The organism is Synechococcus sp. CC9616, from assembly GCF_000515235.1.
In the GTDB taxonomy this organism is placed as follows: domain Bacteria; phylum Cyanobacteriota; class Cyanobacteriia; order PCC-6307; family Cyanobiaceae; genus Parasynechococcus.
Map to the genome: position 1 here is coordinate 1,415,800 of NZ_KI911558.1, position 18,616 is coordinate 1,434,415.

An 18,616-nucleotide genomic window follows, 5' to 3' on the forward strand; every position below is an offset into this window, starting at 1 on the left:
CAATCGCTTCGATATCAGCCATGATTTTTTCCGAGCTGCACAACTTTCTATTCCTAAAAGGACGGAAAGTTGCCAGTACAAGTTTTGAGGTTGCCTTATCCAAAATCTGTGGCGCCGATGACATCATCACCCCAATTACCCCTGTTGATGAACGCTACCGGATTGATCTTGGCTATCGACACGCACAGAATTTCGGGGCTGATACCGAAAAGCTTGATGCCTATATAAAAGCAGTCAAAAAAGCCGAGCCAGGCCAGTTCGAGCAGATCAAAAAACCAAAAGGGACGATTCAAGACCACTGCACATTGCGGGAAGCATGGGATTTCTTTGGGGAACGGCTGCGCAGCAAACGCATCATCGCAATCGCCAGAAACCCGTACCAGAGCATCCTCTCGCGCTTGAACCACATGGCGCGTTTTGATGATTACAAAAAAAGTGGAGACGTGATCTGCGCTTCACAGGAACAGCTTCAAAACGAGCTCAATGTTTTCATCAAGAAATTAATCAACGAGTCTTACCCAAAGAACATCGCTCATTACACAGCGCCTAGCCAGACATCCATCCCCCTCGAGGTGACTTACCTCAAATTTGAACACCTCCAATCTGAACTGGATCAGCTTCTGGCAGACCTGAACATTTCAGACAAGGTATCGCTCCCGCACCTCAAAAAAGGACAGAACCTACCTAATGAAGCCATTCTCGATGTCGCCGACGCGGATCAACTTCGGATTATCAACGACTATTTCGACGATGAATTCAAAGCCTTTGGCTATCAAAAACTAGAGGCCTCCCCCGCCTAGACAGCCCCGCCTAGACAGCCCCGCCTAGACAGCTCCCTGATCAAGCCCTGGCGCCTGGTTGGCACCGATTACAGGCCAGCACAGCCACGGCCGGTAGCGGCCACAGCATCAATAGCCTGCGCTCCTCGACCATCGCCTAGCTGCTGCATGATGAAATCGGCCTGCAGGCCGAGCAGCAGGGTCTGACAGGGAAAGGCATTGCGCGCTGTCGCCCGCCGAGCCAGGGATTCCGCCTGCAGGATTGCCGTCTGACAGGCGGAGTTTTGGCCGCCTTGCAAACAGCGCATGGCATTCGCCTGCAAACCCGACCAACTCGACGCCTGGGCAGGACGCGCCCAGGCGCCTGCCAGCAACAAAGCAATCAGGACTGTGACGGGACCGCTGCGCATGCGCTCGTCGGGCAATTTGCTGAGATGATGCCTGAATTCCGCCCGAGCTCCGTGTACACCGACTGGACTGCGATCGCCCTGCTGCTGTTCACGGCTGTGCCTTTGCTTGCGGTGGTCGGCACGGCCACTTTCTTTGTGGTGAGAAATAAGGAGAAGGCTCCCCTCGGCTGACCTCTGTCCTCTGTCCTCTGTCCTCTGTCCTCAGCGACGAGGCTGAGTCACTGCTCTCAGCCGGGACATTTCGATGTCCGACTTGGCATTCATGAGGATGGGGGCTGGCTGCAGAGCCGACGTCAGTTGACCGGTACCAAGGCAGGTGAGGCAAGTACGAAAGCGCTGGCCAGAAACCCGCTGGATACCGCTGCCTCCGCATGTAGTGCAGGTGTGCATAACAGCTGAATCCGTGCTCAAAACAGTGTGCGCGGAATCACAGCATTCGATCCCGAAGGCTTCCTTAAGAATCGAGTACATACGTGCTGCGATGAGTCAAGTCCTGCAACAACTCACGGGCTGTGAGCCGTGCTCCAGGCGCCACCAGAGAAAGGCTTGCCGCCAACTGCCCCGTAACCGCAGCCGCATCCAAACCGGCGTCCTGCAAGGGGGCCAAGCCTGCACTGGCTTTACGTTTCGACAACTTCTGACCGTGTTGATCCCGCAGGAGCGGCACGTGCAGAAACCGGGGCGGCTGTTGGACGAGTGCCGCATAGACGCTGAACTGGGCCGGAAGGGACGCACGCAGATCCTCTCCACGGACCACATCGCTGATCCCGAAGCAGAGCTCATCGATCACCGTGGCCAGCTGATAAGCGACAAAACCATCGGCGCGACGCAAAACCACATCACCGCTGCCATGGGGGTCGTCATCAGGAACCCGCAATCGCCAACTGGGCAGCCGCTTGTCCTGCCATCCCCAGCGCTTCTGACCCATCCGACAGGTTCCCGGGTAGATGGGATGGTCCAGGAGCATGCGGCGGGAGCAACGACACGGGAATAGGGCTCCAGCGCGTCGCAACCAGGAGAGCCATGCGTAATAACGGCCGCGGTAGTGGCTCTGAAAAATGGCTGGGCCGTCCCAGTCCAGACCGAGCCACTGGAGATCCCTCTGGATCGAGGCCTTGGCTCCAGGACTGTTGCGCGGAGTGTCGAGGTCATCGATACGCAACAGCCACACTCCGCCGTTGCGCCTGGCCTCCAACCAGGAGGCGAGCGCGGTTCTGAGGTTGCCGAGATGCATCACCCCGGTGGGGGACGGGGCAAAGCGACCCCGATAACCACCTGATCGCAAGGCATTCCCCTGATCAAGCAGGCGACGCAGGTGATCGGGCAGCTCAAGCCCCTGGCGATGCATCAAAAAAGGCGGCCCGTTGGGACCGCCCGTCGCGTCAGGCATTCAGGTCGCTGATCAACCCTGAACGCGATCCTTGAACATCTTGCCTGCGGTGAACGCCGGCACGCGCTTGGCAGGGATTGCAATCTTTTCGCCGGTCTTTGGATTCAGACCCTGACGGGCTGAACGCTCGCGAGGCTCGAAGGATCCAAAACCGAGGATAGAAACCTTTTTGCCTTCCACAACGGAGTCGATGATCGTTTCGATCGCTGCATCAACAACGAGGGAGACATCGGTTTTGGTGAGTTCCGTACGAGCGGCCACCAGGTTCACCAGGTCAGCTTTGTTCATTTGAAGGGGGGGGTGGAGGCGGAGACGGCTCTGATACGGCGAAATAAAAGCGCCGCTGCCTTCCCGTGCGCGCCAATCGTATGGACGTTGCAATGGAGCTGCAAGCGACAAGTCCTGTGCCGCAACGCTTTAGGACGATGGCGAGGACGTCTCCCAACCGTCAAAAGGCACAAGACGCTCACCTCGCAAGGCGCCGAGGCCTGCCCCAGAAGCCAGTTCAGGACTGGCTTCTGAAGGAAGCCAGTCGCGCAGATTCTCGAGACTGCGCCGCTGGCGCGGCCAATGAAATGTGCGGCCATGGCGCATTGGGCCGACACGTCCAGGAGACAGTGGCGTCAGCAAACGCCCGCAGAAGAGCAGGTTTGCGGGCGACGGCGCGAACACCACGCAGCTTCCCGGCGTCGGCCCTGGGGTCCAAAGCAATCGCAAGCCATTTGCCGTGGTGTGATCGCCTTTGAAGGTGTGCAAGGGCTGAACGCTGGGAAGCAGATACGCCTCCTGCTCCTGCACCAGAACCGGCCAGCCGAACCGCTCCTGCAGGCGCCGCAGCCGCCCATGCCCCTCACGGCTGGTGAGCAGGATCCAGGGCGTGCGTCCCGCCGACAGCTGCTCAAGGGCCTCAAGCGTGGCCTCGGTGAATGGTGGACAGTCGATCAGGACTGGTTCGCCAGCATGTTCCAACCACCAGGAACTGCCGCCCTGACAGTCGCGGTTGGGCGGAAACAACCAGAGATCGGGTCGTAACTGCTGCGGCGGCCGGCCGGCCTCCAGGGCCATGGTCATCGACATGACGTTCAGCACCGGGGCAAACCACTAGTTTGAAATTGTCCGGTCCTTCAGTGTTGAGCAGCACGCACCCAGGCACTCCCTGGCCCCTGGGCAGCAGCCTCACCGAGCGGGGAGTGAACTTTTCTGTGGCCGCTCCGGCCGCCAATCGGATGGAGCTGCTGCTGTTTGAAAACGGCAGCTCCCATGCGCCAGAGCGGGTGATTGAGCTCGATTGCCGCAAGCACCGGTCCGGCGATTACTGGCATGTGGAGGTTGAAGGGCTCGGCGAAGGATGCTGCTATGGCTATCGCGTCTTCGGCCCTCTGGCGCCGGGAGCCCATGGCTTCCGCCCGTCGAAGGTGCTGCTGGATCCAGCGGCGCGAGCGATCACCGGTTGGGACGTCTACGACCGGATGTTGGCCACTGGGCCATCCACCAACGCCCACGCCTGCCTCAAGGCGGTGGTGACCGAGCGAGAGGCTTTCGACTTCCAGGCCCACCCCCGTCCCCGCAACAGCTGGCAGAAGACCGTGATCTACGAGCTGCATGTGGGCAGCTTCACCAATCGGGCCGACTCGGGCGTGGAGGAAGCCCGCCGCGGCACCTACTTAGGGCTGATCGAGAAACTGCCGTACCTCCAGGAGCTGGGAATCACGGCGATCGAACTGCTGCCGGTGTTCGCCTTTGACCCTGCCGATGCGCCCCCTGGACGCGACAACGTTTGGGGTTACAGCCCCCTGAGCTGGTTCACGCCCCATGCCTGCTACTCCACGGAACCCGATCCACACAAAGCCCGCCAGGAATTCCGCTCCCTTGTTGCCGCCTGCCACGATGCAGGCATCGAAGTGCTGCTGGATGTGGTTTACAACCACACCACCGAAGGCAACCGCAATGGACCGATCCTGAGCTGGAGAGGCTTTGCAGACCTCACCTATTACCACCAGGGAGAGGACGGCGACTATCTGGATGTGAGCGGTTGCGGGAACTCGATCGCCGCCAACCAGTCGATCAGCACCCAGTTGATCCTGGAATCGATGCGCTGCTGGGCCCTTGAACTGGGCGTGGATGGCTTTCGATTTGATCTGGGAATCGCCTTGAGCCGTGGCGAGGGGCTGGCGCCACTCGAGCATCCGCCCCTGTTTGAAGCGATTGAAGCCGACCCACTCCTGAGTGATCTCAAGTTGGTGAGCGAGCCCTGGGACTGTGGTGGCTTGTATCGCCTGGACGATTTCCCCGCCCAGCGCATCGGCACCTGGAACGGCCATTTCCGTGATGGCCTACGCCGCTTCTGGAAAGGGGACGACCACAGCACCTGGACCCTGGCGCAACGGTTCAAGGGCTCTCCAGATCTCTACAAAAACAAGGCTGCAGCGCTCGGCCGCTCGGTGAATCTGATCACGGCCCACGACGGTTTCACCCTCGCGGACCTGGTGGCCTACAACCACAAGCACAACCTGGCCAACGGCGAGGACAACCGCGACGGCGAAAACCACAACAACAGCTGGAATCACGGCGTTGAAGGCCCCACCAGCGATCCGAGAGTGATTGCCCTGCGGCGGCGCCAGCAACGCAACCTGCTGAGCACGCTGCTGCTGGCGAGGGGGGTGCCGATGCTGCTGATGGGCGACGAGGTGGGCCGCAGCCAGGGCGGCAACAACAACAGCTGGTGTCAGGACAGCCCCATTAGTTGGATGATCTGGAATCAGGACCAGTGCGATCTCGATCTGCAGTTGTTTCTCAAGCGCCTGCTGGCCCTGCGCCGGGCCTTGCCGCAACTGTTCAATCCGCTGACGGCACCTCGGGAGACCGTGAGCAAACAACCCCATGAACAGGGCGACATCTGGCGCCAGTGGCATGGTGTGGAGCTGAGCAAACCCGACTGGGCAGAATGGTCCCGCACCCTGGCGACCAGCCTGCACATGGGCAGCCGTGGGGCCCTGTTGTGGATGGGGTTCAACGCCTACGAAAAAGGACTCAGCTACGAGCTGCCCGTACCGGCATCACCCTGGATGCGGGTGATCGACACCTCCCTGCCCAGCGGCAAGGACTTTCCAGCTCAGCCTGTGCCGTTCACAGGCGTGGATATTCCTCTTGAGAGCCGCAGCTTCGTGCTGCTGCTGGCACGCGAAGAGGCGTTGAACCTGTCTCTCTGATCGAAGCGGGCGGCGGGAATCGAACCCGCGTCATCAGCTTGGAAGGCTGAGGTCTTACCATTACACAACGCCCGCACTGGTACACATGAACCACATCCCCTGGGGGGTGGAAAGTGTGTCAGTACAGATTCATTATGACGGTCCGCCCGACCACAGCTCACGCTTGACATCGTCTGAAGCAGCCCAAGGCGGATCCCGCCAGCGCCTGATGCTGGCTTACGGACTTGGCGATGCCGGAACCGGTCTGGCAGCCACCCAACTGGGCTTTTACCTGTTTCCTTTTTTCACTTGTGAAGCAGGAATGCCGGCCTTCATCGCCGGCTCCCTGCTCACGGTGCTCAAGGTCTGGGATGCCTTGAACGACCCGTTGATCGGCTGGCTGAGCGACCACACCGAGAGCCGCTGGGGTCCACGACTCCCTTGGATCCTCACAGCAGCACTGCCGCTCGGCATCAGCCTGGCCGCGATGTGGTGGGTGCCTCCCGGGGATCTCTGGCAGCGCACGACCTATTACGCACTGATGGCAATCCTGCTGATGACGGCGTACACCAGCGTGAATCTGCCCTATGCAGCCCTCGCCACTGAACTGACGCCAGACACCACCGTGCGGACACGGCTGAACGCAGCTCGTTTCACCGGGTCCATCCTCGCTGGAACCATCGGTCTCTCCGTGGCGGTGATCGTGCTGCGGGAAGGCGGAGGTGGCTACGCCCTGATGGGACAGATCACGGGCTCGGTGGCCGCCGCCGCCACCCTGCTTTGCTGCTGGGGACTGGCGCCTTTTGCTAAACGGGCCCAACGCCCTGTCCCCAACAGCGAGCGACCGCAGCAACAGCTGAGGCGCGTGATGGCCAATCCCCGCTTTATCCGGGTGCTGGGGCTGTATCTGCTGCTCTGGTTTGCCGTTCAGCTGATGCAGGTTGTGGCCTTGATCTGGCTGGTGCAGGTGGTGCATGTGCCCTCATCCCAGGCGACGCTGCTGCTGCTGGCGTTCAACATCGCCGCTTTGCTTGGGCTGCAGCTCTGGAGCCTGATGAGCAACCAGCGGGGACGGATCACTTCATTGCGCTGGGGAGCTGGGCTCTGGATCGCCGCCTGCCTGGTTTCAATGGTTTACCCCACCCTTCCCGACACCGCAGACCTGCTGCAGTTGCTGCCGCTGGTGGGCCTGATCGCGCTGGTGGGATTCGGAGCGGCCACGGCCTATCTGATTCCCTGGTCCCTGCTGCCGGATGCGATCGATGCAGATCCTGAAAAACCGGCCGGGATCTACACGGCCTGGATGGTGTTTGGCCAAAAGTTGATTATTGGTCTCACCATGACGGTGTTCGGCAGCCTGCTCTCACTCACCGGCTACATCTCCAGCCGAGGGAATTGCAGCGGCGCCCTGAGCTTCATCGATCAACCCGACTCTGCTCTGCTGGCGATCCGGCTCTGCATGGGACTGATCCCAGCCGTTCTGGTGGTGCTTGGGCTTGTGGTGATGCGAGGCTGGCCGGATCGAGGGGCTCACCTGCAGGCCAACGCCGGATGAACACTCCCCGCTGGCTGAAACGACTGGGAGCGAGCTGCCTGATCGGTGGGCAGGCCGTTGCTGCCACCTTGAAAGGTCGAATCAACATGGTGGATCTTCAGGATCAACTGATGGAGGCCGGCCCCGGCAGCATGCTGATCGTGCTGATCATCTCGGTGGCTGCCGGTTCGGTATTCAACATCCAGGTGGCCGCAGAACTCACGCGCCAGGGGGCAGGCTCCACGGTGGGCGGCATCCTGGCGATCGGATTGGCGCGTGAGATCGCACCGTTGCTCACCGCCTGTCTGCTAGCGGGAAAGGTGGCAACGGCCTACGCGGCCCAGCTGGGCACGATGAAGGTGACGGAGCAAATCGACGCAATCACCATGCTGCGCACCGATCCGGTGGAGTATCTGGTGGTGCCCCGGATGATCGCCATGGTGGTGATGGCACCGGTGCAGTGCTTCTTCTTTTTCATCATGGCGATCTGGAGCGGACAGATCACCAGCACGGAGTTTTACAACATCCCCCCCGCGGTGTTCTGGACCTCGGTGCGCAGCTGGATGGACCCCGAGGATCTCCCTTTCATGCTGGTGAAAGCCGTGGTCTTCGGGCTGATCATCGCGATCATCGCCTGCGGCTGGGGGCTGACCACCCGAGGTGGCCCCAAAGAGGTGGGCACAAGCACCACAGGCGCCGTCGTCATGATCCTGATCCTTGTGTCGATCATGGATGTCGTCCTTACCCAGGTTCTGTTCGGCGTATGAGCTCCACTCCAAACAACGTCACCTTGAAACCGGACGTGCGACTGCCCTTGCTGGTGGTGGCTCTTGGCACTGCTCTGCTGCCGCTGCCATTGCATCCATGGCCAACGTTTGTGGTGGTGCTCTTCGGTCTGTTTCTGCTGCTCCAGACCTTCAGCCTCAGGCTGGAATTTGAGGAGAGAGCCCTGATCGTATGGCAGAACGGACGCGAGCTGCGCCGTTTCCCCTACGACCAATGGCTGGCCTGGCGCCTGTTTGCACCCTGGCTGCCGGGCTTGTTCTATTTCCGTGAGACGAAAAGCATTCACTTTCTGCCGATCCTGTTCAGCCCAAAGGAGCTGCGAGATCAGCTGGAATCACGACTCGGCCCCCTGGAGCAGCCTGCGAACGACAGCGATCCTTAACAAAACAGCACCTGCGGATGTAGAGAATTAAAAGAAACTCAGACAGTTCAGGATGAACTGATCTAAGACTAATCTCCGCTCAAAATTCGTCTATGGCAGAAAATGACGTCCTGAAGAAAACAGCTCCTCAGTGGTTCGGCTATGAATCGGCGCAACGCAAGCGTTATTTGAAATCAGAGGAACAGGAGCTGTGCAATGCATTCGGCCCCGAATGGAGAGAGGTGATCAGCGAGAACCCTCAGGCTTCTTGATCGGGGATTCATCCAGGTCAGCTCGCCGCAGCGGAGATCGTCGATGTCCTCCGTGAGCATGCTTTGACGACAAATGCAGGAGGCATGAGGCTTTGTCGTGATCCTCAACTTTGCTGAGTCTGCTCACCAACTTCCATGTGTCCTGTGGTGAAAGCTCCCCCTCCTCACTCCATTTCAGTGAAGAAAGTTCGGTAGGGCACATCAAGTGGTTGCATTGCGTTCAGGGCAAGGTAAAAAATTCTTCCCCGTAGAAAACGCCAGATTCAAGACAAAGAAACAAAAAAGCCGAAGCTCAATATTTCCGTAATCATTGGCATCGTCTCAAGATTTGAAATCTTGCTCAAATCATTCATTAGGTCACGTCGGCCGATACAGCGCTGTGGAGATGATCAGGGAGATGGACCGACGTCTCGTTTTTGGTACCTCTGTCCCTGAGTTCAGCCAATTGATTTGAATGGGTGACGTGACGACATCAGGCCAAGCCGAGATGCCCGACGACACCGACCTGACGCCACAGGATTCCGCTGATCCCCAGCCCAGCTCAGAGGCCAGCTCAGAAACCACCTCAGAGCCAACCGCCGGGGACAATGCCCATCGTTCAACAGCGGCCGAGACTGGCCCCTTGATCGAGCTGGCCCTCAAGGATCTGCAGGGACGCCGTGAAGATCTCGAACGGGACATTGCAGAACTCACAAGCCGCAAGCAACAGCTGGAGACAGAACTGAGAAGCTCCTTCGCTGGCCAGTCGGATGCGATCGCCCGGCGCGTGAAGGGCTTTCAGGAGTATCTCGGCGGTGCTCTGCAGGACCTGGTGCAAAGCGTGGAGAGCCTGGAGCTGGTGGTGCAGCCGATGGTGGTGAAGCCATCGCCGCTGGATCAGCAGGGCCTGGATGGCAGCACAGCAACAAGCTCCGAACCAGCTGCTGCAGCGGCAGCCGTGGCCGACACCTTCAAGCCGGACGAAGCCCTGATCCGCGATGCGCTAGAGCGGTTTTTAAAACAACCCGATGTCTACGCCGATCCCTGGACGCTGCGGCGCAGCATCGACACTCGCGACACGACACTGCTCGAGGACTGGTTCTTCAACCAGGGTGGGCGCGGTGCTCAACCCAGTCGCGGCAGTCGTCCCCGCAACATCCTGGTGAGCGCTGGCCTGATCTCGATCATCGGAGAGCTCTACGGCGATCAGTTCCAGTGCCTGGTTCTGGCGGGCGGTCCTGAACGCTTAGGTGAGTGGCGACGCGGGCTGCAGGATGCCCTGGGACTCAGCCGAGAAGACTTCGGACCCAGCAGCGGCGTTGTGTTGTTCGAGCGCCCGGAAGCCTTGGTGGAGCGTGCCGATCGCCTGGAAGAGCGGGGCGAGGTGCCACTGATCCTGATCGATGCGGCTGAGGGCAGCATCGAGATCCCCGTGCTGCAGTTCCCCCTCTGGCTGGCCTTTGCCGCCGGACCGAACGAACGCCTCGACGACGACGACCTGCTGTGATCCTGACGACGCTGTTGCTGATTGCGATCGGCTACCTGCTGGGAGCCATCCCCAGTGGTTACCTCGCAGCTCGCTGGCTGAAGGGTATCGATCTACGTGATTGCGGCTCCGGCAGCACCGGCGCTACCAACGTGCTGCGCAATGTGGGCAAGGCGCCGGCATTGGTGGTGTTTCTGGTGGATGTGGGCAAGGGCGCCCTGACGGTGCTGCTGGCGAAAAGCGCTGGCCTGAACGACTGGGTTCAGGTGCTTGCAGGCCTGGCGGCATTGGCTGGTCACATCTGGCCGATCTGGCTGGGCTGGAAAGGCGGCAAGGCGGTGGCCACAGGCCTCGGGATGTTCCTGGGCCTGGCCTGGCCGGTGGGGCTGGCCTGCTTTGGGTTGTTTATAGCGGTGATCTCGATCTTCCGGATCGTGTCGCTCTCCAGCGTGGTGGCCGCCATCGGCCTACCGCTGCTGATGCTCATTTCCGGCAGCGGCAGCGCCTACGTGGTGGTGTCGCTGGTGGCGATGCTGCTGGTGCTGTGGCGGCACCGCAGCAACATTCAACGGCTGATCGCCGGCACCGAACCTCGCATTGGGCAAAAGCAGAGCGCGAACTGATCCATCTCAATCAAAGAAGTCAGGCAGGTCTTCGATCACGTTGTAGGCCCAGGTTGAATCACTGTCGTCAAAGGTTTGTTCATTAAAGAGATTGTCGTAAATCGCAGGAAAATTCACAACATCATCCGCCCCTACACCAATCACATCCTCCTCTCCTAAACCGATCACATCCACTTCAAACTGTTGGCTTGGATCATTGAGTTTCTTGGCCAGACGATCCATCTGCTTGTTCAACTTGCCCTGCATCTTCGGCCACTGGGCCACACCATCGTTATCGAGGTTGTACTGAAAAGAACCGTCATTGTTGTAGAGCAGACCTGCTGCCGTGATCTCATCGCCGCCCAATGATTCAGGCAAAGGAATAGAAACACCAGAACCATCCCCATCCCGGTTGTCCCACCACGGACGTCGCTCCGGCCGGCCATCCGTCGCCACCGTGATCGCCACCGACTCATCAGATTGGATGTCGTTCGTACGGCGCTTTTGACGCAACAAATGGGTCAAGCCCGTGAAAGCACCCAACATCTCCGTTCCGGAATACAGGTTGGAGGCATTCACCCCCAGCTCTTTCCAATTGCGCGGAAAGTAATCATCCTCCGTTGGCTCCGGCAGGTCGTAGGCCTCCCAATTCGGATTGTTCTCAATGCTGTTTCCGTAGATCTTATTGGGCGTCGATGTCAAAAGAATTCTCTGAGCAAGATTCAAACCCTCCTCACCGGGAGAGGCACCAGCGAGCAAATTATTAGACCGGAAATCCTCCCGCCGGTAGTCAACGATATACCCATACGTAATCAAATAAACCGTTAAGTTACCTGCCTTTTTGCCATCATATGGATCATCGACCAGTTCATAATCCTGCAGTGTTTGTGCCAGTGATTCCGATGAGTTGGACAAGATCGCATTTGTCGAGGTTTCACCAAAGCTTTCAAAACTGTCATCATTGATGTTGCGGAATCCGAAGCCCGCCTTGGCGGCTGCCTGCTCAAAGGAATAGAAGGCGATGCGGTTCTGGGCCTCCAACATCGTGGGAGCAGAGGTTTGGCTGGTGGATGGCTCTGGAGACAACATCGATGTTGAATTGTTCATCAACAGATAAAGATGAGAATCCGGCACCTGCTCGATGCAGTCACTGGTCGCCAGGCTTGCTGTCGCCTCTTCGGAGGAACGCTCATCAGCAAGCGTCAGCGAAAGAGATTCCGTTTCAACGAGATTTTCTCCAGCCTGAATATCAATCTCCAGCTTGAAGTGATCCACACCCTCCGCCACACGTATCTCGCCCTGCAACGCTCCAGATTGGAGATCCTTGGAGCTGTAATCCTCTGATGGAATCACCGAGACGCTGTAATCATCCCGATCTTCCTCAAATCCCGATGGCACAAAGGAATACTCATAGGTCTTTGGCCCTGCGTTATCCGCAATCAGATTGACGTCGTAAATAAACCTGGACACAAGCACATTCTCATCATCATCCGGACTGCAATCCACTTGCGCATTGATGGAGGTCACCTGGGGGCCGAGCGGATCACAGATTTCGAGATAATCACCAAACCCAACGCTGGCGGTCAGCCCCGTTCCATCCTCAACACCGCCACTCTCCTGAGGCTCACCGATGGAGAGGGTGAGCGCTTCCTGTCCTGTGATCTCGCCCGTCGCATTGGCCGCAACAGACACCACCACATCACTGACATCCTTACCCACCAGAATCGTTCCGATTCCACCGGACTCACGCTGAACCTGAACATCCACCGCGTCCCCCTGCAAATCTGTGAATTCCAGATCATTGATCGAGTAATCAGCCGTCAACGACAAGTTGTCTATTCCAAGTTCGTAGCCGTACAGCGTCGGCAGCCCTGGATCAAATGAGGCGCGGTAATAGAAGCTCAGATCTGTATCACCGTCATCCGAATCACTGCAATAACCAAGACCATCAAGAGTCTCGAGAACAGCACTTTGCTTGCACTCATGATCAGCCAAACTCGCTGTACCTGAGACCGACGACCGGTCGTTGGCGAGGGATAACTCCAGAGCTTCCTCACCCGTGATCGCCCCTTTGGAGGTCACCGAGACCTCCACCCGGAACGACTCCACACCGGCATCCACCTGCAGTTGTCCCTCTCTGCCGGGCTGCTTTAAAAACTCAACGCCATCACTGTTGACGACGTCAATTCCAGTGATCTCAACCGGATCGCCTGAGGAACCAGTCTGAAAACCCGATGGCACAAAGCTGTAGTCGTAGATCTGGGGCAGATCACCGGGCTGCACAACAACATCAAAACTGAATGTGGCGCGCTGCTTGTTCGTGAGCCCTTCCGGCTCACAGGCCGCCACACCCGTCACCTGGTCCACCTCTCCAATCGTTGGCGCACAGTCGGCATCCTTCAGGCTGTTGGACCCTTTTGCCTCACTGGAGTTATTGCTGATCGTGAGTGCCAATGCCTCCTCACCGGTGAGCACCTGGTTGGATTTCACATACACATCCACCTCAAACGTCTCCATGCCCGCAGGCACAACAATCTTTCCAGCGGTCTTACTTGATGGCCTCAATGCCACATCATCAGGGAAGACAATCTCCTGGAGGCGATAGCCACTCTCGCTCCACTCACCCAAGGCTTCAAAGCTGTATCCATACAACTGCGCTTCCGTTCCAACCGGATCAAACGACACCTCAAATTTGAACACCGCATCTTTCTTACTTGACGTGCCATCAAGCTCACAGGCTGATGTTGCCTCCACACGTTGCACCTCTCCTGCCGATGGCAGCGGAAGAATGCAATCGTCATTCAGCGCTGCTGCGCCCTCAACAGCAGTTGCTCCAATGGTTTGAATTCCATCGCCATTGGGACTTTCATAAGCATTTGTAAGCGTCAGCGTGATCTCTTCATTGCCAACAAAGTTCTCGCCTGACAGCAAGATCTCGGCATCAAATGACCGCACATTTCCTTGAACTTTGATGTAACCCGTACGTACTGCATCAGCCTCTCGATCCAGAACGTCTTCATCAACCCGCTCAACGATCTCGACCCCTTCATCCACTAAACTGCCATCTTCAGCGAAAGCAATCAAATCTGAATGTTGGACCTCATAGGTCCCCCCCTCGAGACCAGCAGCACCTAATTCATACTGATAATATTGAACATCATCAGTTTCCTCACGCTCAACGTTGAACAGGAACTGCGCCGCTTCCTGCTCAGAACTTGCAGCCTCATCATCACAAACAGCTTTGCCCTTGATTGATTCAATCGCGCCGGGAAAACATTCCTCCAAGCCATCACTGATGACCTGTGCGCTCTTTTCTTCCCCTGTCACCGCGAGCATCAAATCCAGCTTGACCGCGTCGCCAGACTCCAGAGAAGCGATCGGAAGAGAAGCCTCGAAAATAAACTGCGAAACCCCTGAGCCATCGTCATCTTTTTTATCAACAAAAAATTCATTTTCATCCGGCCCAGAAGAGCCGACTAGACCTATACTTTTCCCACTAGAATTTAATATCTTAATATCACTAGAGTCCAAAGAAAAAGCTTCGCTGGATCCGCCGTCTCCAACCAGAGTCAGATCAAAATCAAAAGGACCATAGAAGTCTTGCTCCCTAAACACATACTCCCAGTCGCTGAGATTATCGAGGATTACATCAAACTTGAACAACCCTTTTGTGTTTAAGCCGGCACCACTCTCATTGTCACAGCTGGCGCCAGCAGCTTCAAGAGTGAAATCAGGTGGGAGCGGAGGTGCCGGTGAATTCGTCGCCCCGCCAAGATCCGTAAACCCCCTGCCGACGTATTCATTCAAGTCGGGAACGCTATACCCCGTGTATTGAGGGACCGGATTGATGATTCGATTGCCTAATTCATCTCTTTCAAAACCTTCATCATTTTCCTTAAAGTTGAATACATAAAAAGCTCCAGGTATATATCCACCTCCTTTGTTGTCGTATGTTTGCCCAAACAGAGCGTCGTAAGACTCGTTAAAAGAAAGCTGAAGACCAACAGATACTTTCTCTTTAGAATCTGGCTTCTCAACTGTTAAATTGGAATTCAAAAGCTTGTAAGGATTGCAATCTCCATCAGGGCAATCATCAGGCGAAATCAACTGCTTGAGATCAATACTAAAAAACGTTCGTCCACCATCTTTATTATTTGATTGAGATCCATACAAGATGCCTTCCATATCAATTGCAATATCCCCATATCCACCTGGGGGATATTTCTTTACTTCATGCGCAATTAATTGACTCGCAGCAGGCACAGGACCAACTTCGTAGTCAAGCTTTAATTGATATAACTTTTTACTGTTCCCTCCTCCAAAGTACCAAAGCGAACCGTCGTAAAACGAAGCGTTAGCAGGAATACTATTGTTCGAACCAAAATTATTCCCAGGCGGATTTATCCATCCCCATTCTTGCTCCTCTCCGATAGGCCACCAGATGATATTCCATTCTGAATTTGAATTCGGTGGCCGATCATCCCCATCCACAACACCCTTATAAAAGAAATATAAATAATCTTCTTCCGTGTCAAATGCGACCCCATTAGCGCCTTCTCCGCTGCCTTGAGGAGTTATTAATTTGGTAGGTTCCTCGTCACCAGTAGGGATAGGGTCCGAAAGATTTAAAACTCTAATAAATGCTTGTCCTATATCAGGTTGCTCCTCAAATGTTGGATTAATCTGCCAGACATCATTAACTTGATCAACTCCAAAAAATGTATCTCCAACCGACATCACTTCAAGATTCTGAACAGCAGCTCGACTCTGACTCTTTCTTTTGCGTCCCAAACGAAATGATTCAGGCCACATGAATGGATCAGCAATGTAGGCGATGGACATTCCGGGCGTCTTCAACTCGCCATATTTCGCTGGCACCACTTCATTCAAAACAGCAAAACGATCTAAAGAATCAGCGCTGCTAAAAACATCAGCGCCTGTGAGCTCTGCCAGCAAGGCAATGAAATCGCCATCGGCACCCACATGGCAACTCCATAGGGCGATCTGCTTAAGACCCCAGCTGGCCAATAGCTCTGAATTCGCAAGCAAGGCAGCGCAGTCAATGGGCTGATTGCCAACCCACACCACACCGGGATCGCCGTGGGCAATCAGATGCAAAGTGCGCACGTCTAGGCCCCTGGCTCGTTGCTGCTGCAACGCCTTAGTGATCGCCGCAAGCGGGCTCAAGTTTGTGGTCAGCTTTGCTGCAGGGAAGAGGGACGCATCGAGGAGCTGTCTGATCCCCGAACAACTTGCATCACCCAGAACCAGAGCATCACGCGTGCAATCGAGAGCGACGGACGTCATCACCTGGATGAATCAAAACCTTGTCCACAACCTAGTGATGGACTGCGATTGCGACATCCAGCCCCGTAACGCCATTAACCGATAAGAAGCAACCGCCGGGCTGAATCCGCGATCTCTTTCACCAGAAAAAGGCAGCCACGAACGGGAACTGGCTCAACCTGAAAACTCAGGCAATCTATAACTCGTTTGAAGGCTGTAGCTCCAACCGCCATTGCTTGGATTGAAGGTTTGATCACGGAACAGGTCGTCGTAGATGGCCGGAGAATCAGCATCAGTGCCGTCACCCGTGGCAACCAATCAGCCAATTCATCAATCGGCAAACCGCGCTAGCGAGCGGCAACCGCGCTCGACAAACTTAGTCATCGAGCCCACTCTCAAGCCGATGCGGATTCATCCCTGGCTGCTCCAGATCCTGCCCTCCGCAGTTGTGGCTCTGTTGGCATGTCTTGCCCTGGACTCCCCTCCTGCCCAGGCCCAGGAATGCATCGTTGATCCCTTCGGAGCAGAGGTTTGCCTGCCGGGTGATACAGGTGAGCCGCCTGATGAGCCGGAAACGCCAGACGATCCCGACGCGTTCGTCATCATTCCCCCCTGCTTTGGGCCCTGCACCCTGTTCCCACCACGCTCCCCGTATCGCGCCTTTGAGGAAGCACCCGAGGTGAGTGTCGACCCACCCCTTGAACCTGAGACTGGGCCAGCTCCAGAGCCGACCAGTGAGCCGATCAAACCTCTCTGGCTCAAGACAGATGCACTCGATGCCGATGTGGCTGAGGCTTATCTGGATCAGAAATTACGGGATTACTACCTCGCTCAGGCCAATCAAACCGGCATCGACTACTCGCAAGCGCCGATCGTGGTCTTCAACGACGTTCGCTATGTGGAGCGTCTTGAGCCCAATACCCTTCTTTTCTCACAGGAGACCAACGAACCCGGTGTGAATGTTTGGGTGCGCGGTTTTGGGGGCCGCAGCTATTCGGGTGCATCCAGCGGACGCACAGCAGACTATGGTGGTGGCGGCGGCCAGCTCGGTTTCGACATCCCTTTGGGCACGACGGCACGCATTGGCCTCTTCGGGACCTACGCCGCCTCCGATGGTGACGACAACGGGCGCGGCAGCTGGGACACCGACGGCTGGGGCGGTGGTGGCTACGCCGAATACTGGACGAACAACTTTTATCTGCGCGGCATGGTGAGTGCCGGCGGCTATTCGGGCGATCACAGTCGCGATGACGACGGCGACACCTACCGAGGGGACCGCAGCGGCAACTCCTGGACAGGGATGCTGAGCCTTGGAGCACCCTTTGATTCAGGCGACTGGGTTCTCGAACCCCAGGCCCTGTTCAGCTATACCAACACCAGCCTTGATCGCTTCAGCGAATCAACCGGCAATCGCAGTGGCCGGCTCCGTTACAGCGAAATGGAGCTTGACCGCTTCGGTTCAGAGCTCTCGATGAAATTCGCCCATCCGATCCGGGACGGCCAACGCTCCCTGTTCATGCCGTTCGTCCGCGTTGGCTGGGTGGCCGATTGGGGGCAGAGCGGCGCTAACCAGAAGGTGAGTTTCATCAACGCCGAAGGCAACAACAAGTGGAGCCTCAACGACGACTCCCACCATGGCGCCTTGATCGAAATAGGTGTCGACTACACCACGTACAACTTCAGCGATACATCCATGGGCGTCTACGCACGCACCGGCACGGTGATCTGGGGTGGTGATCGCAGCGCGTCCTGGCACGTTTCCGGTGGCTTGAACTTCAAGTTCTGAGTTCATCGCAGCAGGCAGCAAAAGCGGCACTGGGATCTTCGGCTTTAGTGATCGGCCTGCCGATCACCAGCTGGCTTGCGCCGGCTGCAATCGCCTGCGCTGGCCCCATCACCCGGGCCTGATCGCCAGTCGCAGCACCTTTGGGGCGAATCCCCGGTGTCACCAAGGCAAACGGCTCCGGATGCTGGGCACGCAGCGCCGCGGCCTCAAGGGGTGAACAGATGCACCCACCGATCCCAGCAGTCGCCGACAGCTCAGCCAACGCCGACACCCTTTCGCCGATGCCCTGGCCAATGGCGAGTTCCTGTTGCAAACGCTGCTGCTCCCAACTGGTGAGCACCGTGACCGCCAAGAGACTTGGCGTGGCCAGCGCTGCAGTCTTGGCACCCTCCAGCGCCGCGGCCTGGGCAGCGCTCAACGCCTCACTGCCGGCGCAGGCATGCACTGTGATCAGCTCCGCCCCCAACGCCGCCGTCCGTCGGCAGGCCCCCGCCATCGTTGCGGGGATGTCGTGAAACTTGAGATCCAGAAACACCCGCAGGCCCTGCTCGCGCAGCTGAGCCACCACCTGCGGCCCGCTCTGCACGAAGAGCTCCAGACCCACCTTCACCCAGCGCAATCCCTCCACCCGCGCCGCAAAGGCCATGACCTGCTCTGGTGCCATGCCATCGAGGGCAACGATGATCCGATCAGCGGGGGCAGAGGAGAGCGTCGGAGCCAAGGCAAGTGGGTGATCCGGATTCCATCCTGTCTCGGC

At 57.4% G+C, this 18,616-nt stretch carries 17 protein-coding genes and 1 tRNA gene; 9 read left to right on the forward strand and 9 right to left on the reverse strand.

Features of this window, described 5'->3' with window-relative positions; translation table 11 throughout:
• Positions 1-20: 20 nt before the first annotated feature.
• Positions 21-800 (forward strand): sulfotransferase family 2 domain-containing protein, encoded by a 780-nt coding sequence (locus SYN9616_RS0108330; protein WP_028952676.1) that lies wholly within the window; start codon positions 21-23, stop codon positions 798-800.
• Positions 801-868: 68 nt separating this feature from the next.
• On the opposite strand, the gene SYN9616_RS15545 is transcribed toward SYN9616_RS0108330, so the two are convergent.
• Positions 869-1,204: a hypothetical protein gene (locus SYN9616_RS15545; RefSeq protein ID WP_028952677.1), complete on the reverse strand. Its 336-nt coding sequence runs from the start codon at positions 1,202-1,204 to the stop codon at positions 869-871.
• A 12-nt stretch (positions 1,205-1,216) separates the two neighbouring features.
• Between SYN9616_RS15545 and SYN9616_RS17295 the strand changes: the two genes are divergently transcribed.
• Positions 1,217-1,360, forward strand: coding sequence for a hypothetical protein (locus SYN9616_RS17295; protein ID WP_156918733.1), 144 nt, complete (start codon positions 1,217-1,219; stop codon positions 1,358-1,360).
• Positions 1,361-1,643: 283 nt separating this feature from the next.
• Here the strand turns inward: SYN9616_RS17295 and gluQRS are convergent, their stop codons facing one another.
• The 3 genes from gluQRS to SYN9616_RS0108355 all read right to left on the reverse strand — a co-directional run bounded on the left by gluQRS (position 1,644) and on the right by SYN9616_RS0108355 (position 3,656).
• Positions 1,644-2,537: a tRNA glutamyl-Q(34) synthetase GluQRS gene (gene gluQRS, locus SYN9616_RS0108345; protein ID WP_037991426.1), complete on the reverse strand. Its 894-nt coding sequence runs from the start codon at positions 2,535-2,537 to the stop codon at positions 1,644-1,646.
• Positions 2,538-2,591: 54 nt separating this feature from the next.
• Positions 2,592-2,912 (reverse strand): HU family DNA-binding protein, encoded by a 321-nt coding sequence (locus tag SYN9616_RS0108350; RefSeq protein ID WP_255326803.1) that lies wholly within the window; start codon positions 2,910-2,912, stop codon positions 2,592-2,594.
• Between the two features lie 84 nt (positions 2,913-2,996).
• Entirely contained in the window at positions 2,997-3,656 is a 660-nt protein-coding gene (locus SYN9616_RS0108355; RefSeq protein WP_028952680.1) for an MBL fold metallo-hydrolase, read from the reverse strand.
• 53 nt (positions 3,657-3,709) lie between these two features.
• Between SYN9616_RS0108355 and SYN9616_RS0108360 the strand changes: the two genes are divergently transcribed.
• The gene (locus SYN9616_RS0108360; protein WP_028952681.1) at positions 3,710-5,788 is read left to right on the forward strand and encodes a glycogen-debranching protein; all 2,079 of its coding nucleotides are present in this window, start codon (positions 3,710-3,712) and stop codon (positions 5,786-5,788) included.
• Positions 5,789-5,792: 4 nt separating this feature from the next.
• Here the strand turns inward: SYN9616_RS0108360 and SYN9616_RS0108365 are convergent.
• Positions 5,793-5,863: transfer RNA gene (locus SYN9616_RS0108365), tRNA-Gly, on the reverse strand.
• A 133-nt stretch (positions 5,864-5,996) separates the two neighbouring features.
• Between SYN9616_RS0108365 and SYN9616_RS0108370 the strand changes: the two genes are divergently transcribed.
• The 3 genes from SYN9616_RS0108370 to SYN9616_RS0108380 are packed head-to-tail and all read left to right on the forward strand — an operon-like array spanning position 5,997 to position 8,469.
• A complete protein-coding gene (locus SYN9616_RS0108370; RefSeq protein ID WP_028952682.1) occupies positions 5,997-7,322 on the forward strand; it encodes an MFS transporter in 1,326 nt (441 codons plus the stop codon).
• Positions 7,319-8,068, forward strand: a complete 750-nt coding sequence (locus SYN9616_RS0108375; RefSeq protein ID WP_028952683.1) for an ABC transporter permease — start codon at positions 7,319-7,321, stop codon at positions 8,066-8,068. The genes SYN9616_RS0108370 and SYN9616_RS0108375 overlap by 4 nt, the downstream gene beginning before the upstream one ends.
• A complete protein-coding gene (locus tag SYN9616_RS0108380) occupies positions 8,065-8,469 on the forward strand; it encodes a DUF3119 family protein (protein WP_028952684.1) in 405 nt (134 codons plus the stop codon). Before SYN9616_RS0108375 ends, SYN9616_RS0108380 begins: the two co-directional genes overlap by 4 nt.
• 173 nt (positions 8,470-8,642) lie before the next feature.
• Here SYN9616_RS0108380 and SYN9616_RS17300 read toward each other — a convergent pair whose 3' ends face one another.
• Positions 8,643-8,780, reverse strand: a complete 138-nt coding sequence (locus tag SYN9616_RS17300; protein WP_156918734.1) for a hypothetical protein — start codon at positions 8,778-8,780, stop codon at positions 8,643-8,645.
• 427 nt (positions 8,781-9,207) lie between these two features.
• Here SYN9616_RS17300 and SYN9616_RS0108390 point away from each other — a divergent pair, with 427 nt between their 5' ends.
• The gene (locus tag SYN9616_RS0108390) at positions 9,208-10,206 is read left to right on the forward strand and encodes a DUF3086 domain-containing protein (protein WP_028952685.1); all 999 of its coding nucleotides are present in this window, start codon (positions 9,208-9,210) and stop codon (positions 10,204-10,206) included.
• Positions 10,203-10,808, forward strand: a complete 606-nt coding sequence (gene plsY / locus SYN9616_RS0108395; protein WP_028952686.1) for a glycerol-3-phosphate 1-O-acyltransferase PlsY — start codon at positions 10,203-10,205, stop codon at positions 10,806-10,808. Before SYN9616_RS0108390 ends, plsY begins: the two co-directional genes overlap by 4 nt.
• Before the next feature lie 6 nt (positions 10,809-10,814).
• On the opposite strand, the gene SYN9616_RS16500 is transcribed toward plsY, so the two are convergent.
• Positions 10,815-16,094: a DUF4347 domain-containing protein gene (locus SYN9616_RS16500; RefSeq protein ID WP_071991439.1), complete on the reverse strand. Its 5,280-nt coding sequence runs from the start codon at positions 16,092-16,094 to the stop codon at positions 10,815-10,817.
• Positions 16,095-16,247: 153 nt separating this feature from the next.
• Positions 16,248-16,391, reverse strand: coding sequence for a hypothetical protein (locus SYN9616_RS17685; protein WP_198015164.1), 144 nt, complete (start codon positions 16,389-16,391; stop codon positions 16,248-16,250).
• 85 nt (positions 16,392-16,476) lie between these two features.
• Here SYN9616_RS17685 and SYN9616_RS0108415 point away from each other — a divergent pair, with 85 nt between their 5' ends.
• The gene (locus SYN9616_RS0108415; RefSeq protein ID WP_028952688.1) at positions 16,477-17,859 is read left to right on the forward strand and encodes an autotransporter outer membrane beta-barrel domain-containing protein; all 1,383 of its coding nucleotides are present in this window, start codon (positions 16,477-16,479) and stop codon (positions 17,857-17,859) included.
• Here SYN9616_RS0108415 and pyrF read toward each other — a convergent pair.
• Entirely contained in the window at positions 17,849-18,580 is a 732-nt protein-coding gene (gene pyrF / locus SYN9616_RS0108420) for an orotidine-5'-phosphate decarboxylase (RefSeq protein ID WP_028952689.1), read from the reverse strand. The two genes, SYN9616_RS0108415 and pyrF, sit on opposite strands and share 11 nt — an antisense overlap.
• Positions 18,581-18,616 lie beyond the last annotated feature (36 nt).

Coding starts and splice junctions, on each gene's coding strand:
- SYN9616_RS17295 (WP_156918733.1), top strand. CDS start 1,217: ATGCCTGAATTCCGCCCGAGCTCCGTGTACACCGACTGGACTGCGATC.
- SYN9616_RS0108330 (WP_028952676.1), top strand. CDS start 21: ATGATTTTTTCCGAGCTGCACAACTTTCTATTCCTAAAAGGACGGAAA.
- SYN9616_RS0108375 (WP_028952683.1), top strand. CDS start 7,319: ATGAACACTCCCCGCTGGCTGAAACGACTGGGAGCGAGCTGCCTGATC.
- SYN9616_RS17300 (WP_156918734.1), bottom strand. CDS start 8,780: ATGCTCACGGAGGACATCGACGATCTCCGCTGCGGCGAGCTGACCTGG.
- gluQRS (WP_037991426.1), bottom strand. CDS start 2,537: ATGCATCGCCAGGGGCTTGAGCTGCCCGATCACCTGCGTCGCCTGCTT.
- SYN9616_RS0108390 (WP_028952685.1), top strand. CDS start 9,208: ATGCCCGACGACACCGACCTGACGCCACAGGATTCCGCTGATCCCCAG.
- SYN9616_RS0108415 (WP_028952688.1), top strand. CDS start 16,477: ATGCGGATTCATCCCTGGCTGCTCCAGATCCTGCCCTCCGCAGTTGTG.
- SYN9616_RS0108355 (WP_028952680.1), bottom strand. CDS start 3,656: ATGTCGATGACCATGGCCCTGGAGGCCGGCCGGCCGCCGCAGCAGTTA.
- SYN9616_RS16500 (WP_071991439.1), bottom strand. CDS start 16,094: ATGACGTCCGTCGCTCTCGATTGCACGCGTGATGCTCTGGTTCTGGGT.
- SYN9616_RS0108380 (WP_028952684.1), top strand. CDS start 8,065: ATGAGCTCCACTCCAAACAACGTCACCTTGAAACCGGACGTGCGACTG.
- SYN9616_RS0108370 (WP_028952682.1), top strand. CDS start 5,997: ATGCTGGCTTACGGACTTGGCGATGCCGGAACCGGTCTGGCAGCCACC.